The sequence below is a fragment of the Butyrivibrio sp. AE2032 genome (genome assembly GCF_000702965.1).
The window spans coordinates 364,577-382,727 of the sequence record NZ_JNLF01000003.1; the positions used below are offsets into that span (position 1 = coordinate 364,577).

12 protein-coding genes are annotated in these 18,151 nt (G+C 44.7%); 1 reads left to right on the plus strand and 11 read right to left on the minus strand.

Annotation, left to right across the window (positions count from 1 at the left end; all coding sequences use genetic code 11):
- Positions 1-192: 192 nt before the first annotated feature.
- A complete protein-coding gene (locus BO18_RS03335) occupies positions 193-2,250 on the plus strand; it encodes a methyl-accepting chemotaxis protein (RefSeq protein ID WP_034443581.1) in 2,058 nt (685 codons plus the stop codon).
- A 76-nt stretch (positions 2,251-2,326) separates the two neighbouring features.
- On the opposite strand, the gene ltrA is transcribed toward BO18_RS03335, so the two are convergent.
- The 11 genes from ltrA to BO18_RS03390 all read right to left on the minus strand — a co-directional run bounded on the left by ltrA (position 2,327) and on the right by BO18_RS03390 (position 17,936).
- A complete protein-coding gene (gene ltrA / locus BO18_RS03340) occupies positions 2,327-3,721 on the minus strand; it encodes a group II intron reverse transcriptase/maturase (protein WP_034443583.1) in 1,395 nt (464 codons plus the stop codon).
- Entirely contained in the window at positions 3,705-4,079 is a 375-nt protein-coding gene (locus tag BO18_RS35465) for a hypothetical protein (protein WP_242856505.1), read from the minus strand. The genes ltrA and BO18_RS35465 overlap by 17 nt, the downstream gene beginning before the upstream one ends.
- 135 nt (positions 4,080-4,214) lie before the next feature.
- Positions 4,215-5,489, minus strand: a complete 1,275-nt coding sequence (locus BO18_RS03350; protein ID WP_034443585.1) for an HlyC/CorC family transporter — start codon at positions 5,487-5,489, stop codon at positions 4,215-4,217.
- 15 nt (positions 5,490-5,504) lie between these two features.
- Complete coding sequence (gene hisS, locus BO18_RS03355) at positions 5,505-6,770, minus strand: histidine--tRNA ligase (RefSeq protein ID WP_034443587.1); 1,266 nt, start codon at positions 6,768-6,770, stop codon at positions 5,505-5,507.
- A gap of 103 nt (positions 6,771-6,873) precedes the next feature.
- Positions 6,874-8,829 (minus strand): EAL domain-containing protein, encoded by a 1,956-nt coding sequence (locus tag BO18_RS03360; protein ID WP_034443589.1) that lies wholly within the window; start codon positions 8,827-8,829, stop codon positions 6,874-6,876.
- Between the two features lie 3 nt (positions 8,830-8,832).
- Entirely contained in the window at positions 8,833-10,788 is a 1,956-nt protein-coding gene (locus BO18_RS03365) for an EAL domain-containing protein (protein ID WP_034443591.1), read from the minus strand.
- Between the two features lie 96 nt (positions 10,789-10,884).
- Positions 10,885-13,089, minus strand: coding sequence for a beta-galactosidase (locus tag BO18_RS03370; protein WP_034443593.1), 2,205 nt, complete (start codon positions 13,087-13,089; stop codon positions 10,885-10,887).
- Positions 13,090-13,143: 54 nt separating this feature from the next.
- The gene (locus BO18_RS03375) at positions 13,144-14,142 is read right to left on the minus strand and encodes a LacI family DNA-binding transcriptional regulator (protein ID WP_034443595.1); all 999 of its coding nucleotides are present in this window, start codon (positions 14,140-14,142) and stop codon (positions 13,144-13,146) included.
- Between the two features lie 108 nt (positions 14,143-14,250).
- Positions 14,251-15,114 (minus strand): sugar ABC transporter permease, encoded by an 864-nt coding sequence (locus tag BO18_RS03380; protein WP_034443597.1) that lies wholly within the window; start codon positions 15,112-15,114, stop codon positions 14,251-14,253.
- Positions 15,114-16,511 carry a carbohydrate ABC transporter permease gene (locus BO18_RS03385; protein WP_034443599.1) on the minus strand — a complete coding sequence of 466 codons (1,398 nt, stop codon included), beginning with the start codon at positions 16,509-16,511 and terminating at the stop codon, positions 15,114-15,116. The genes BO18_RS03380 and BO18_RS03385 overlap by 1 nt, the downstream gene beginning before the upstream one ends.
- A 99-nt stretch (positions 16,512-16,610) precedes the next feature.
- Positions 16,611-17,936 carry an extracellular solute-binding protein gene (locus tag BO18_RS03390; RefSeq protein ID WP_034443601.1) on the minus strand — a complete coding sequence of 442 codons (1,326 nt, stop codon included), beginning with the start codon at positions 17,934-17,936 and terminating at the stop codon, positions 16,611-16,613.
- Positions 17,937-18,151: the final 215 nt, after the last annotated feature.

Genomic DNA, 18,151 nt, shown 5'->3' on the forward strand with positions numbered 1-18,151 from the left:
CGGCTTTTTACGATTTTTAGCTTTAATAATTTAACCTAAATGGAGAGTAATGTAAAATGTGAAAAAAAAGAAAGCCCATGGTTGTGAGCTTTCTCGTATATGTATATTTTACTGTTTTAGGTTAATCTGACAGTAATTTAGTATATGTACGGAGTATTATATTCTTTTCAAACTTATAGGAGGGTTTCTTCAATGGCAGATGCTAATACTAGTAGTAATGCAGCTAAAAAAGGTGCTCCAAAGGCCATCAGTGTAAGACTGGCGGCAATGTTTGTAGGACTACTTATCGCCAGTATCCTGGTGGCAGAATTCCTTGTTTTGGGCTTTGGTTTCAATCTGGTAAAAGACCTTATTGACACCTCTCTCAGCAATCAGGTTAGCGCCAGTGCTTCTGAGGTCAACAAGGATCTGACTTCAACATTCTACTATCTGAATGGTGTTGCTGATGCAGTTGAACAAACCGAGTTTAAGAACAATGACGATATAATGGAATACCTGATAGGAACAGTAGGAAGATACAACATGATCCCTACAGGTGCTTATCTTGCTCTTAACGACGGAACCTTCCTGTATCCAAGTGAACCAGACTTTCAAATGGATGGCATAACCGAAAAAGCCTGGTATAAAGAGGCTATAGGCTACGACAATTCCTGGTTCTATTTCTATGACCAGCCATATTTTGATGAAGTAACAGGTGGCCTGTGTGCTACAGTTATCAGACACGTACACTTAAAGGACGGCAGAGAGGGCTGCTTTGCAGCAGATCTCTTCATGGCAGCGTCCCAGGAAAAACTGAATGAAGTTGTTATAAATGAGACCGGTGGATCAATGATGATCACAAAGGGCGGTCTCATCCTCTCCTACAGAGATGATACCAGCCTTTGCGGAAAGAACGTCTCCGAAGTTACAGATCAGCCCATTGTAACCGCTATAGCAGAGCTTGTAGCAGGTGAGAGTGAGGAAGATGTAGGAAAGGTTGTACCTCTTAAAGCAGGCGGTCAGAAATACTATGCAGTAACAGCAGGCGTCAGCGGAACTGACTGGAGTGTTGTAAGTTATGCCAAGCAGAAGGAAGTTCTTTCAACTCTCTTAAGACTTATCTTCATTCTCATCATAGTAACAGTTGTATCTGTAGTTCTTGTTATCATCATCATAACCAAGGCGCTTCACAGCATGATCAAGAAACCTGTTACAGCGCTTACTGATAACATTGAAAAGATTTCCGGCGGTGACTTCACCGTAGACATCACCTCTAAGGGCGATGACGAAATTGCATACATGAACAGAGCCATGGGCGACTTTATCCATGGCATGAGAGATTCTCTTTCTGAGATCAAGGATGTTTCCGGAAAGCTTATGGGAGATGCTCAGACCTCCAAGTCCACAGCTGAAGATCTGGAAGAAGCAGCTAACAACCAGTCCGTAAGCATGACTCAGATCAGAGAAAACATCGACAACATGGCAAGTGCCGTTAATGAAGTTGCTGAGAACGCTACTGTTCTTGCCCAGACTGTTGCCAGTGTAACAGATCAGGAACAGCAGATTGAGGCATCCATGAACGAGCTTGTTAAAAAAGCTGATTCCGGACAGCATGATATGTCCACAGTGGCAGATGGTATGTCCGACATTGTTGAGTCCATGAAGGATATGGCAGACGCTGTAGCTAACGTTGATGAAGCTGCAGATAAGATCAATCAGATCATTGACCTGATCAACTCCATTTCTTCACAGACCAACCTCCTGTCTCTTAACGCATCCATCGAGGCTGCAAGAGCAGGTGAAGCAGGTAAGGGCTTCGCAGTTGTTGCTCAGGAGATTGGACAGCTGGCACAGAACTCTGCAGATGCTACCAACCAGATTGGTGAGATCATCAAGGATATGTCCCAGAAGGTTCAGATGCTGTCTGAGAAGTCCGAGACAAATACTACTCTTATCAACAACAGTGCTGAAACCGTAAATGTAGCAGCCAACACCTTCAAGGAGATCACTCAGGAGCTTTCAGACGCTAACAGCATCCTCACAGAAATGGCAGAACAGATGCAGAAGGTTAACGATGTTGCCACCAACATGGCTTCTGTATCCGAGGAGCAGTCAGCATCTACTCAGGAGATTGCTGAGAACGTAGAAAGGGTTACCGAGGCAGCCAAGGGAGTTGCATCCTCCTCAGAGCTTGTTGCCAACGCAGCTTCTTCAGTATCAGATGCGGTTGACACAATCAATGGCAACCTTGAAAGATTCACGATCAATTAAGCCTGATAGAGTAGGAGGCGGTGGCTAACCGCCGTCCTCTCACAACACCGTACGTACCGTTCGGTATACGGCGCTTTCAATAGTTGACGTGCACAGACTGATAGGCTGTGGCTAAATCATAGAAGCCACTGCTTATCAGTCTTTCTTTTGACATAGCTCGCTTCACCGCAGAAAGGTTGGAGCAGAACCAATGTCCTTTACGGCAATTCGCCGCCATGTGTGCATAGTACTCTGGTATACCCATCCGAATCAGATTTCTCTTCTTAGTCTTAGGCAATTTCCATTGTATCCATATGCACATGCGTATTCTGTGATAGAGCCATCCATTGATGTCATCTAAGTTGTTCTTCATGCTGGCAATCCCATAATAGTTAAGCCACCCTCTAGCATATGCCTTGATTTTCTCTAGGCTTGGCTTGATGGACTGTACAGACTTACGGGAAGATAAGTCTTTCAGCTTGGACTTAAACTTCTTCCATGACTTTGGATGAACTCGGACATATATGCCACTTCCGTTCCTTCCCAATGCAAAGCCAAGGAATTTAAAATTTCGGATTGCAAACACACTTACAGTACGGCTTTTCTCTCGGTTAACTGTAAGTTTTAGTTTCTCTTCAAGATATCTCGTACTACTTTCCAAGAGTCTTTCCGACGCCCGCTTGCTTTTGGCAAGGAGAACTATGTCATCCGCATATCTGATGCAGGGAACACCTCTCTTTAGAAACTCTTGGTCGAACTCATTGAGGTAGATGTTCGCAAGTAGTGGCGATAGGTTACCACCTTGGGGCGAACCTTCCTCTGTATCAATGACCACTCCGTCTTCCATAACTCCACTTTTCAGATAGCGCTTTATGAGCTGTACCACACGTTCGTCCTTCACATTCTTTCGGAGAAGATTTATAAGGATTTCGTGGTTCAGAGTATCGAAATACTTGGATAAATCAAGCACCACCGCAAATGTGTATCCTTGCTCTGCGTACTCTTTGACCTTTAGTATGGCTCCTTTTGCATCTCTGTTTGGACGGTAACCATAGCTTCCATCCGCAAACAGTGGTTCATAGATAGGCACTAACTGTTGGGTTATTGCCTGCTGGAGTGTACGGTCTATCACGGTAGGTATGCCAAGCTTACGCACACCACCATCTGGTTTTGGGATCTCAACTCGCCTGACCGGCGACGGAGTGTACTTTCCACGAAATATACGGTCGGTTAGCTCCTGTTGATGTTCCTTGAGATAAGGAAGTGCCTCTTCGATAGTCATGCCATCAATTCCTGCCGCTCCCTTGTTTGCCTTTACTCTCTTGTACGCTCTGTTAAAGTTGTCTTTATACAGTATCGCTTCTAAAAGTTTCGGCTGTGCACTGTCTCTTTCTTTCCATATCCGATTGAATGACCTACGCGCTTTCGCATACCCTTCATGTTCCGCATTATCTCTTTGCGAACAGCCATTGTTTTCAATGTTTTCTGCCATAAATGGTCATTCCTCCTTTCTCGGTCATACTCAAGACTCCTATTGATTTGGTCCTTCGCCTCTTGGCTACTATGACCTCTGCTGACTTCTGTGCGTTCAGCACCGCCTCGTTTCCTTGTACAGTGGTTACTCCTTTCAGAGCATTTCGCACAGACCTCCCTAGGTACCACACGTTTCTTCCTCTCCATCCGTCTGCCTCATCTATCATGCATGATTCCGTGTAGTTATCGGGCTTCGGCTTGATATGCAGTCTTACCCTCATGCATGACCTCTTATGAGATTTCTGTTCGTCAGACCAGAGATTTGCCCGTGAGTTAGTATGTTCCTCACATCCGGCTTCCTTCAGATTCCACCTCACGATGGACACCCTTGCCTTCGGCTATATCCTTCCCACTACCGGGCGGATTCGGGACTTTAACCCGTTAGAAACGTGCGCCGCTAGGCGCACATACAAAGGGGCGGTACAAAAAGTACCGCCCTCTTTTTTGTCTCATTATTCTTTCTCTTCTTCTGTAACCGGTGTGTTTACCGTGATCAAGACCTTAGTGATACGATTACCCTTGATTCCACGGGCTGTAAGAGTAATGCCGTTATCAAGAGTAACGGTCTCTCCGTAGCCTGGGAGTCTGTCCAGAGCCTCGATCATAAGTCCTCCGATGGAGTCGTAGTCCTCTGAATCAAGGTCTGTCTTAAGCTCATCGTTGATGTCATCAAGCTTCATGTTACCTTCAACCAGGTAACGTCTTCCGCCTACGTTCTTGATCAGATTGATCTCATCTGAGTCGTACTCATCTCTGATCTCACCGACTATCTCTTCAAGCAGATCCTCCAATGTGATCATTCCCACTGTTGCGCCGTACTCAGAGAGAACAAAGGCAACGTTCTGGGACTTTTCGCGCATCTCCACCAAAAGATCAGCGGTCTTTTTAAACTCGTAGGTGTAATAAGCTTTTCTCAGGTGATCCTTTATCTTGAAGTTCTCTTTATCCTCAAGAAGGATCAGGTCTTTTACATTTATAAGTCCAATAATGTTATCCTGCTCATTTCCCTCATAAACAGGTATTCTGGTGTACATATCCTCCTTGAAGATCTTCATAACTTCATTATAGGTGGCTTCTGTACTTACACAGGACATGTCTATCCTTGGTATCATGATGTCCTTGGCTACTGCGTCGCTGAAATCAAATACGTTGTAGATGATCTCCTTCTCGCCGCTTTCTATGACACCATCCTCGTGGCTTACGTCCACGTAGGTCTTAAGTTCATTTTCAGTCATGGCCTGATGGTTGTCTGTGTTAACATGAAGGATCTTCAGGATAACGGTAGACACGCCATTTATAACAATGCTGACCGGTGTAACAATAGTCATCAGTGCCATTACAACGCCTGAATACCAGATGGAAATATTCTCCGCATAGGAGGTAGCAATGGTCTTTGGTACTATCTCACCAAATATCAGTACAACAAGAGTAAGAACTCCGGTACCGACACCAATTGCAAAGCTTCCGAACCTGTCAGTTACAAACACTGTCATGAGAGCTGAAGCACTAAGATTTACTATGTTATTTCCAATGAGGATTGCCGATAAGACCTTCTGGGCATCCTCCGTAATCTTAAGAACCCTTGCTGCTCTCTTATTTCCTTCATCTGCCAAAGCTTTCATCTTGACCTTATTACAGGTCATAAGCGCCGTCTCGGCAGAGGAAAAGAACGCCGACAGCAGCACTAAAATTATAAGAACTATTAACCTGACCAAATGAACGTCCAACTGTCTGAATCTCCTTTAACTAAGTGGATTAAGGTAGAACTCCTTGAAGTCCTCATATCCCTGATCTGTGAGCTGCTGCTTCTGGAACTTCTTGTTCTTGTTCATGCGAACTACAAGCACCTGTCTTCCGTCTGCTCTCTCCTTCTGAGCCTGGGCAATGATCTCGGCAAGTCTTTCTCCCTTGATGCCCTTTTCGATGAGGAATGCAGTCTTTTCGCTGGCTCCGGGAATCTTAAAGCCCTCATCCATCATGATCATGATGATACGCTCAAAGCCGATGGAGAAGCCACAGGCAGGAGTTTCCTGTCCAAGGAACTTTCCAACCATCTTATCGTAACGTCCGCCGCCTCCACAGCTTCCGCCGTACTGTGGCATAGCTACTTCGAAGATTGTACCTGTATAGTAGCTCATTCCGCGAACCAGAGTGGGATCAAATACCATCTCAAACTGAGCTGTCTTGGTCTCCTCAACTGAGCTGATGATCTCTGCAAGTCCTTCCTTGGTCTCTTCATCAAGGAAGTCACCTATCTTATCAGCGATGACCTTAAGGCCCTCCAAAGAGTCTTTTCCCTCTGCTGCCTTGAAAAGGTCAAGGTACTTATTAACACTGTCCTGTGAAAATCCAGCCTTAACAAGCTCCTCTGAAACACCATCAATGCCGATCTTATCCATCTTGTCCAGAGTGATGAATACGTTGTCGTACTCCTCCTCAGGGAATCCACTGTAGGCAGCCATAGCCTTTAAGATCTTACGGTCATTGATCCTGATCTTGAAATCCTTAAATCCAAGTCTGCCAAGAGTTGTGGTGGTGGCAAGGATAAGCTCTATCTCAGCAAGATTTGAAGCCTCGCCAAGGATGTCGATATCACACTGCATGAACTGACGATATCTACCCTTCTGAGGTCTGTCTGCTCTCCATACATTTCCCATCTGAAGTGCCTTAAATGGGGAAGGCAGCTCTCCTGCATGATTTGCATAAAAACGAACCAGCGGAACTGTAAGGTCATAACGAAGTCCTGAATCAGTAAGGTCATTCTCCTCCTTAGCTGTCTCAAGATTAAGCTTCTCACCTCTCTTCATTACCTTGAAGATGAGCTTCTCATTTTCTCCGCCCTGCTTGCTGTTAAGGTTTGCAAGGGACTCAACGGCAGGAGTTTCAATGGATGTAAATCCGAACTCTCCATAGGTCTTTTTGATGATGCCGATGCAATAATCCCTAAGAGCCATTTCCTCGGGAAGTATGTCCTTCATTCCGGTTACCGGTTTCTTAATAAGCGCCATATAATATCTCCTTATTACAATATCAGTGTGCCGTCATATCCTGCAGACAGCACACTGATTGAATTTTACTATTATGTCCCTTAGTTTGCAAGAAATTACATTTTTATTGGTTGTTCTTTCTCAAAAATTCAATAAATCTGTCCTTTGGCATTGGCCTTGCGTAAAAGAAGCCCTGAATGTGGTCGCAGCCAACTCTTATTATCTGCTTTGCCTGCTCCTCAGTCTCAACACCCTCAGCCACGATCAGCTTGTCCATGGCCTTTATGATCTTAACCAGATTGATCATTACCATGTAAGAGGTCTCTGACTCAAATGCCGACTGGATTATGCTCTTGTCCAGCTTAAAGATGTCCACCGGCAGTGAAGATATTCTGGCAAGATTGGAATAACCTGTTCCAAAATCATCCATAGAAAAAGACATACCAAATTCCTTAAGGCTTCTGATATTCTCGTCCATTGCTGAAGTTATTCCCTCTTCAAAGGTCTCTGTGATCTCCAGGTTGATCTGATCCGGACGAACATTGTATTTGTTCAGAGTCTTTTTCACATTGTCCGCCAGGTTAGTCTGGATACAGTCAACTACCGACAGGTTCACCTCCACGTAATCCAGTCCCAGGCTTGCCATATCCGTTGATGAAATAAGCTCACATACGGATTTCAAAACGAAATTATCTATGGCAATAACTGTTCCGTTTCTCTCCGCAACCGGCATGAAAATCGCAGGAGATATAAATCCAAGCTGTGGATCCCGTAACCTTAGCAGCGCTTCACAGGAGGTAAATTTCTTTTCCTTCGGATTATAAATAGGCTGATAATAAACCTCCAGAAGTTCATCATCCAGAGCATGCCTTACTATGTTATCGATCTTTTTGTCGTGCTCAACATGCTTTAAGTTGAGATCCCTGAACCTGAGAACTTCCTTGTTATGCCTAAGTAGGGCCTTCTTTATCACATCCCTGACTTCATTGAACTTCTCCAGGGTATCCACTTCGTCCGGGAATCCGATGGCGTACGGGCTCTGGAATAGCCTTATCTCCTGGCCGCTCATCCTCCAGGGCTCTTTAAATCTCTTTTGAATGATCTCAGCAGTCTTTTCTATCACAGGGTCATCAGGCTCGGCCTCTGGGAATATCATGATGTAGTGGCCATCATCCGTATAGAAAGTGTTACCCTCAGGACAAAGCTGCTTCAGATACGCTGTAATCTGGTTTAGAAGCTCTGACACAGCCTCAAGGGGCTCTCCACCTGTTATGACATCAATTCTTTCTATAGCGATTCCAAACACGGTAAACACTTTTTTCTGAAGGAGATTCGTAGAAACCGTGAAATTCAGGGCGTTCTTGGTTCCTGCACCGGATATCCTGTCAGCAAACTCGCTTGGATTCTGGAAGGTGTACACACACATTAAAAGAGCTAAGGACACACTAAACTCAAATACAGAACTGGACTTTGTAAGAATCCTTATAGGAATTCCCGCCAGCATCATGAGATAGTACATGATCAGCGCCACTTCCTTTTCCGAGCTCAGAGTCCTGATATATTTAACGAACAGATAGCCAACAAAGGGGAAATAGATAAACAGGCACAGATTAACAGATGCCCCCTGAAGGTAGTTGTACTCTAATTCTCCCGCTTCAGAGAAGGTAAAATAGTAATCTGTAAAAAGTCCGCTGGCAAAGAAAACAATGCAGTACAATTCCGGAAGAAGAAGCACTACCTTCTTTATGAAATTGTCCGGATAAATCCTGAAAATGGACAATACATAAAGGGTGGAGAAATATGCCATCAGGTAAGAACATATCTTTTCCGTAAGGACAAATACCACATTCATGTCCGCAGTGATCAGATTATTGAAGGTCTCATTGTATAGCCATGCATTATGAAGAAGCCCTGCCACATTGAGTATCAGAGCGTCAAAAATAATCATTCCAAAAATCTGCTTCTGCCTGTTATTATGAGCTTCCTCGGATACATCGATGACAAGCACTATGATAACAAGAAGCAGAGATGCAATGGAAAAGGCGATATTATAGCTTTGTGGACTGGTTATCAGACCCATTCTTTATCCCTCGCCGAAATACGAATCAATACGTTTGACAAAAGAGCTATCGGCAACCGGAACACCAAGATAATCCCCCAGAAGGAAATCGCAGCCCAGCTCTTCGGCCATGAGCTTGTCTTCCTCGGTACTAATTTTTGATGCTCCCACAAAAATACTAATATCATGGAAAAGATTTACAATTCCCTGTGCAACCCTCTTCATCTGTTCAGATTCCTGAGCCTGAAGGAGTATGCTGTGGTCAATATTGACCTCTATGACAGGCAGTGAAAGGATTCTGTCGAGATCTCCATAGCCGCTTCCAAATTTATCGACTATGATATAACTCTTCATTTCTGCCATCATTTTCAGATTTCGCTCAGCTACCGGGTTCATTGTAGTTATAGTTGTCTCAGTAAGCTTAAGGGTTATCCAGGAAGCTTCAGCTCTCTCTTCCCTGAGGATCTTCTTGATCCTCTTAAGGAAATCATGCCTTGAGATCTCACCCTGAGACATGCCTACTACCGCCCTGTACTTTCCGTTTCTGTCTCCTGCGTTCCAGAAATTCAAAGATCTGCAGGCTATGCGATAGGCGTATTCATCCGCATCCATCAGCGCCTGAGTTACCCTGATATCAGGAATATGGCCTCGGGGATCTATCTCATTTCCGCACTCATCATAGAAATAGCACACCACGTCTGCCGTATAATTGATCTTGTAAACCTTGGAAAGGACAGGCTGGAACTTGACTACAATTTTCTTTTCATCCAGATTTTTTCTTACCATCAGGTCGTAATCAAGAAGTCCACCATGATTCTTATAAATGTCTTTGTTGGCATCAATGATCACGTCCACTTCATTTTCCACATTGTCGCAGATAAAATCCACCTTGCCCATCAGTTCTACTGAAGTGCTGTAGTGTTCAGGATATCTTAGAAGGAAGCAGTGGCCCTCCACTTTTATGGCCATGTTTGAGAACACCCATGGTTCCTGAAGCCTTGCTGCTATTGCCTGAAGAAGGCTTTCTGTCTTTTCCCTGTCATCTGTATGGGCAGATACAGCAAAAACATTTTCTGAATACCTGTAGGTATAGGTCTCAATCCTAAGTTCTCTGTTTCCAACGCTCTTTAAATACTTTGATATCCTCCTGAGAAGATCCTGGGTCTGGGTATATCCCATCTCCTCACTCAGAGCACTGATGTTATCAACAGTAAGGAAAACAGTGCTGTGAGGACTCTTTCTGTTGGTCTTAAGATCAAGTCCCTCCAGAAAAGCCTTCCTGTTCAGGATGTTGAGATGCTCATCTACCATCTCTGTTGGATTCTGCAAGGAAATATATACCAAAGATATACTAATGACGGTAAACAGATTCTCTATAAGAACTGTCGGATAGAAGTACTGGATTATCATGCCCACCCCGATAAAGCCCACATAGGAAATGATAACCATCCTGGTTCTTCTCCTCATAAGCTTTTTATATCGTATAAGCAGGTAAAAGCCGTACCCAATATAGTACAACGCAAACAGATAAAAAACGAACACCAAAGGTCCTCTGTTATAGAGGCCATTTTCATCATAATAAAAGACAATAGGAACAAAGATATTAATGATGATCAGGATGATCCCAGCAATGTAGGCCAAAAGAACGCCTACAAAATCCGAAAACTTTCTGAAGTCAATGTAGATATCAAGAACAGCCTTGATGTACAAAAGATAGCAAAAACCGGTACCCATGTGGGCAATGAAATACACGGAACCGCAGAGCATTTCCGCCGGATGATACCAGACACTAGAAGGAGAAGGAAACATCTGAAGAAAGGTCTCTATTCTCTCCGCAAGAGTAGCCAGGAAGGTAGCAGTAAACAGCATAGTATAAGCTCTCTGTCTATAGGCAGGAACCCACCTTCTGGACAGAGAGGTTATGGCAAGCGTCATCAATATACATAAAGCGCAGATATCAAAGTAATAGTTATACTGCATACGCTGTCTCCGGTCGCCTCAAAAGCGCCCCAAATGAAAAATAGTGCTACAGGAGCGCATAAATCCCATAGCACTATTATACGTCAAATCAATAAATTATGAAATATTGACACGATATTGAACTATAAAATGTATATTAACAATTCTGCAGGCCTTTCCATCAACCATTTCCGGCCACTTCTGGAGATAGAGCTTATCTTCCTTGAAAAGAGGCTGAAGCTGCACCTTAAGTTCCAGTTCATCGGAAGTGCCAAACCTGTCAAAGTACCTCTTTAAGCCTATTTCCCACTCCTGACCAGTGTAAAAGCTGTCAGTAAGAACCTGGTCTCCCTTAAGAAGCTTTGCGCAGTCTCCCTCGTAGTCAATGTGAAGGAAGATTTCTTCTGCCCCCTTGAGGTTTCCGGGAACTGTGAGAGCGTACTCTGTTTCAGAAACTGATTTAAACTCACCCTTGCAGTCATTCTTAAGCGGATTTAGTCCCTGGTAAATTGCAAACGCATCTCCGGTTATAAAATCTGCTGCCTCTCCTGCATTTTTCTTGAGTTCAAAGCCTGAAGGAGCGCTCATTTCCGGGAAGCATCTGAAAACAGGTGTTATTTCTTTTGCCTGGTCAGGAACTTCAAAATAGAGCTGAACATGACCATCGGCATCAGTAACTGCATCTGCCTCGGATATGATCAGGTGATCCCTGCCTCCGATCCTGACCTTTACAGCATGTATCGCCTCATTCTTGGTGATGGTCAGGATGCTGTTTCCATCAAGGTCTCCCCTGACGTCCGCACTCACTTCCCTGTCAGTGTCAGTGTAGAACACGTAGGTGCTGTGGCCCTTTCCGTCAGCATTTTCCAGTATGCAAAGTGGAGTTGCATCTATTGTCAAAAGAGCTTTGGGCCCAACCTCCAGGTTGAAGGGATAGAAAAAGAAATCTCCGTCCTCGATATTTCTTTTAGCAAAAGAAGCAAGAACCGTGGTGCCATCTTCAGCAAAGGCTTGAAGCTCAGCGCCTTCGTGACGGGCCATCTCATATCTTCTCTGATAGTTGTTTACAAAAAGATAACCTTTGGGGATCTTCTGTCCTTCTGAGTCTGTCACTGTCTTGTATCTGACTGCAGTTCTAAGGCTCTTAAAGTCATCAGGCTTTTCGGGATTTCCAGGCTGCTCAGTGTAGGCCATGTCCGTAAGGTCATCTCCGAAATCATGGATGAACTGCGAAAGAAGCCTTACCCTTCTGTAGGTATCCTCCATCTGACCAAACTCACGAAGTGGAGCGTTGAAATCATAAGAGTATTCCGGAAGGTCATTGGGATAGCCGGTTTCTCTGGTCTCCTGAAGGGTTGTCAGCTTTCCGTAAGGATTGGTTCCGCCATGGTACATGTAGTAGCCAAGAAGGTTCGCTCCGCTTCCCAGCTTTGTCATGGTCATGGCCTCTGTGTCAGTTCCGGTGGCAACGGGTCTTCTGTGGTGAGTAACCTGAAGGCCGCCTCCCAGCTCTGCAGTAAGGTAGGGGAACTTATCCATATCAAACGTTATCCCAACTCCAAGGCCATGGTCAGAGCCGATATTGTGGTCATTGCGTTCTCTTGTGAAGATGTAGTTACCGCTGGGCTCAATCTCAGTAAGGCGCTGATCCCATGGAGCCTCGCAGTATCCGCCCATAACAGGAAGCATTCCGCCTGTAACAGCTCCGCCCCAGCCTGTTGCTGTGTAGATAGGTGCTTCAAAACCAATCTCCTTAGCCATGGAAAGCAGGGTCTTCATGTGGTTCTCGCCCTCCTGACCGTTTCTCCCACCGCAGTGGCCGTATTCGTTTTCAATCTGTATGCCAATGACAGGACCGCCATCCTTCAGGAAAAAGCCTTTAGCCTGTTCATAGGTCTTTTCATAAAAGGTTCTTACATGCTCGAGATATCTTGGTGCATCGGTTCTGGTCTCATAGCCGTTTTCCTTTGCATCCTCCAAAAGCCAGTCCGGGAAACCTCCGTTTCTTGCCTCACCGTGGGCCCAGGGGCCAATTCTAAGGATACAGTAAAGGCCGCTTCTTTTTACTGCTTCAAGGAAGCTCTTAAGGTCTCTGTCGCCGGTAAAATCAAACTCTCCCCGGATCTCCTCGTGATGGATCCAGATCACATACAGAGAAACAATGTCTATTCCTCCGGACTTCATTTTAGCCAGTTCCTCATCCCAGTACTGCTTCGGATATCTACTAAAGTGCATTTCTCCCATCATTGGAAACCAGCGATTTCCGTCAACCATCAGGCTAACAGGATCATAGGTGATGTGAGAAGCTGATGTAATTTTCATATTGTACTCCTCTTAAAAAGGGGACCAGTCACTATGGCCGATCCCCATCAATAGTTACTTGGTACTTTCTTTTAATACAACTTCATAATTACTGAGCATTCTGCTTTTGGCCGTTCCGTTATCGATAAGGTCCAAAAGTGTCTTTGCTGCCACTGCTCCAAGATTCCTGTCATTGAAATTCAGGGAAGTCACTGAAGGAATGGCGCTTTCCAGGATGGAGCTGTTGTAGAAGGAGGCCAGTCTCAGCTCCTCCGGAATCCTGATATGTTCATCCCTGCACCTGGATATCACTTCTCCCGCCAGGTAATCATCCATGCAGATAACTCCATCAATGTTCTTTTTGAGCAGCTCTTTTAAGATGTTGCCCACCTTTGAGATATTCTCAACGTCCAGATAAACAAGTCCTGAATCAACAGGAAACCCGGCATTTTTGAAAGCTTCCATAAAGCCATCGTATCTGGTCTTTGTTATGACATGACCGGTGGATCCTCCGATAAGAGCCAGACGCCTAAGCCCCTTGGCAATAAGGATACTGGTAAGCTCGGAACAAGCCGAGAAATTGTCGTTATCCACTGAAATGATCTCAGGATCATCAGTACTTCCAACAGTTACAAAAGGTATACCACTTTCCTTAAGAAACCTGGCCGGCGCATCATCCACCAGAGTCCTTGTGAGAATAATTCCATCAACCTTATGATTGTCGATGATCCTCTTTAGCCCCGAGATGTCATCTCCTGTGATAAGAGAAACCACAATATCGTAGCCATAGCTTGATGTTATCTCGCTCATGCCTATCATACAGCGCTGAAAGAAAGGGAGGTCCACAGCGTTGTAATCATCCGGCCAAACTACACCGATGTTATAGGTCTTTTGCTGTGCCAGGGCTCTGGCCATCATGTTCGGTTTGTAATTATGCTCCTCGATGAACTGTAGTACCCTGGATCTGGTCTCTCCTCCTACACGGCCCTTACCGGAGATAGCTCTGGAGACTGTAGTCTTGGAGATTCCCAGTTCCCTGGCAATGTCATCGATGGTGATCTTGCTTTCTGGCATATCATTTGTGTCCTTTAATTCCAGTATAATAAGGTAGTTCTGCTCTCGCTTCGCTCGCCAGAACGAACTTCGTTTCTAAGCTCGACACTACCTCGCTAAGAACTCAGTTCAGCCTTTTACTGCGCCTCCTGTTACGCCCTCAACATAGTACTTCTGGAGGAACATGAACAGTAATGTTACAGGGATGGCAACTAAAACGCCGCCTGCGCAGAATCTTGTGAAGTAGCCCTGATAATCATTGGTCCATACCCACCTTGTCATACCTACTGCAACGTTGTAGCTGGTGTCGTGACCGAAAGCTACGTAAGAAGCAAATACGTAGTCACACCATGGTGCCATGAATGCAACCAGGGCTGTGTAGATGATGATAGGCTTAGACATAGGTATTACCATGGTAAAGAATATCCTGGCCCTTGTTGCGCCATCGATCATGGCAGCTTCATCCAGAGCCTTAGGGATTGTGTCAAAGTAACCCTTGCAGACATAGTATCCCATTCCGGAGCTGGCAACTGATACCAGGATCAATCCAGGGATGGCACCTGCCTGTGTCAGACCGAACTGCTTAAGCAGGAAGTACAGACAGATCATGGTAAGGAATCCCGGGAACATTCCAAGGATCAGCCAGAATCTCATAAGGAAAGTCCTTCCTGTAAATCTCATTCTTGAAAGCGCATAGCTGACACACAGCTGCATCAATGTCTGGAACAGTGACACGAAAAGAGCTATCACAATGGTGTTCTTGTACCAGAGAAGGTAGTTGGTCTGGCTTGTATCAAAAAGGAATTTATAGTTATCCAAAGAAAATGCCTTTGGTACCAGGTAGTCCACCATTCCGCCGTACTCAGTGGCATAGGACCTGAAGCTCTGAAGCACAAGCCCCACAAATGGGAACAGCCAGATAATGCTTATAAGTATCAATAAGATGTAACCGAGGATATTTCCAACGGTTCTTTTTGTCTTGTATGATTTCATTATTGGAAGCCCTCCTCATCTTTAACTGATGGAAGCATGTTGTAAACAACCAGCGAGATAACCGCTGTAACAATGAATACCATAATACCGATTACTGCTGCCATCCTGTAGTTAGTGTCATTGACCGTCATCTTGTAGAGCCAGGTGATAAGAAGGTCTGTGTTTCCTGCCTTTTCAGCCAGGTTAACTGACTGTGGCTTACCCTGAGTAAGAAGGTAAATGACGTTGAAGTTGTTGAGGTTTCCTGTGAACTGTGTCAAAAGGAAAGGTCCTGTGACAAAGAGCATGTATGGAAGTGTGATGCTTCTGAACATCTGCCATGGGTTTGCTCCGTCAATCCTTGCGCTCTCGTAAAGATCCTCAGGAATATTCATCAGAAGTCCTGTTGCGATAAGCATCATGTAAGGAATACCGATCCAGATATTTACAACGATGATTGTGATCCTTGCAAGCATTGGATCTGTCCAGAATGGAATATAGCTGTCTATGATTCCCCACTTGATCAGATATCCGTTAATAAGTCCATCATTAGCGAACATCTTCATGACATAAAGAAGTGATACGAACTGAGGAACAGCAATGGTAAGAACCAGGATTGTTCTCCAGAGCTTCTTGAACTTTATGCCCTTTTTGTTGATGAGCATGGCTACTGCCATACCAAGGAAGTAGTTTGTAAAGGTTGCAAACAGAGCCCATACAAGAGTCCATGCCAGAACCTGCAAGAAAGTAGGGCCAATGCCCGCTCCTGTAAATGAAACCAGATTCTTGAAGTTCTCAAGTCCAACCCAGGTAAAAAGATTGGTTGGAGACTGGTGGTTTTTGTCGTAATTAGTGAAGGCAACAAGGATCATGAACACAATAGGAAGTACTGTGAACACGAAAATACCTGTTACCGGAATTGCTAAGAGTGTCTTGTGGAAATTCTTGTCAAAAAGTGAATGGAAAACTTCTCCGTTTGTAGGAAGCTTCTTGCCCTCTTTAAGGCGAAGCTCTTCCTTTCTGTTTTCCTTCACATTGATGTACCAGATTGCAATAAATGCAAGAATTGCAAAGATACATAAAACGCCAAACAAAAGGATCAGGAAGCTGTTGTCACCGTAAACGGTCTTTCTTCCTACCTTTTTGGTCGCTACTGTTCCAAGAGTTGAAAGCTTGGAAAGATACTGCCATCCAAATCCTGTCATAAAGTAGATGAAAAGCACCTCGCAAAGAAGAAGTGTTACTCCTATCAGGATCTGTCCCCTAAGTATCGGACCAAGTCCGAGAATAATGAAAGAAAGCTTTGTCTTAAAGTCTCCCTCAGTAAATGTTACCCCTATTTCCTTAAAGCCCCTTCCCAGAGCCTCAAAGAAGGTCGACACCGCATTTTTCTTTTTATTTGCTGCGCCCTGTGCCATACCTTTGGCCTCCTTTGTACGTCATAAACAGGTTTACTAGTTAAATACAGGCCCGGAAACCTGAAGAATCCGGGCCTGAAGAATATGCTTATTATCTATTTATTTCGCGTAACTCTCACAAGTTGCCTGGAAGTCTTCAAGAGCCTTCTTGAATACGTCATCGCTTGAATCCTTTGTGATCTCGCCAGAGATTACAGAATCACCAAGTGATGTTGCAAGTGACCAGTAGTCGCCAGGGTACTGTCCCTGAGGAATTGTGTACTGGAGCTGCTCTGCAAGAGCTGAAAGAGCTTCGTCAGACTTAACTGCATCAGACTGCTGTGCCTTTAAGTTTGAAGGACCCCAACCTACTGCATTGTATCTGTCGAGCTGAACTTCTTCGCTTGAAAGGAATGCTGCAAGAGCATCGCAAACTGCAAGCTTAAGATCATCTTCCTGAGGCTTAACACCAAGGAGCTTGAATCCACCGAATCCGCTCATCTGATGTGTCTCGCCATTTGAGCATGTGAATGTAGGAAGCTTAGCGCATGCATAGTTGTCACCGAAGAGGTCCTTAGCTGCCTGTGCATCCCATGTACCATCAACGATTGCACCAACGTTTGTTGCATTGCTGATAGATGAACCGTTCTGGAATGACTTTGAAGAAGCAACCTCGGCGATCTTCTTAAGAGCCTCAACACCCTTGTCGCTAGCGTATGTTGAATTGCACTTTGTGAAGTTACCCTGATCGTCTGTCTCATATGTAAGCTCAGCACCTGTTCCGAAGAAGAATGCTGTCTGGTACCAACCTGAGTTGATCTCGAAGTAGAAGTTCTTGCCAGCTGCTTCGCAATCAGCGATGATGCCTTCAAGAGTTGAAGGATCCTTTACAACGCTCTTGTCATAGTAAAGGAAGTAACCGTTATCTGATGTAAGAGGATATGCATAAAGTGTGCCACCTACTGTAGCAGCGCCAACAGCACCGGCATCGTTCTCAGCCTTAACAGCTTCTGCGTTAGAATCTTCAACAACCTCAAGAGCTCCGGCTGTAACAAGTCTAGCGATCTGATCCTGAGCGAATGCGTAGATATCAGCACCAGCCTCAACGTCTGTGATCATGTTTCCTGCTGCATCGCCCTCACCTACTGCCTCAACAGTATATGTGTATCCAGCGAACTCTGGATGAGCTTCCTGGAACTTAGCAAGCTCAGAATTTGTGAAGTCAACAACGTTATCAGCTACCCAGATCTTGATCTCGCCTGTGCCGTAGTCTGTAACCTCTGTTGCCTCTTCCTTAGCTGCTTCCTCAACTGTAGCTGCGACCTCTTCAACTGCCTGCTGAACCTCTTCCTCTGATACAGAGTCAGCTGCTCCCTCTCCGCAGCCTGCAAGAAGTGTTGCACCCATTGCAGCTGTCAAAAGAACTGAAACCAATTTCTTTTTCATAATTTTTATCCCTCCGTTTTTTGATAAAAATGACTGCGCAACTTTGCGCAATCGGTTGCTCACATAAAGAGTTTATCCTTTGTGCATATTTTTGTCAATTAAGCACTGTGAATGATATTTTTGACGAATTTTTATAAATGTTGCACATTGACTTTTGGAACGGTAACGTTTCCGGAAACGTTGTCGGTAACGTTTTGCGCAAACGGTATCTCTTC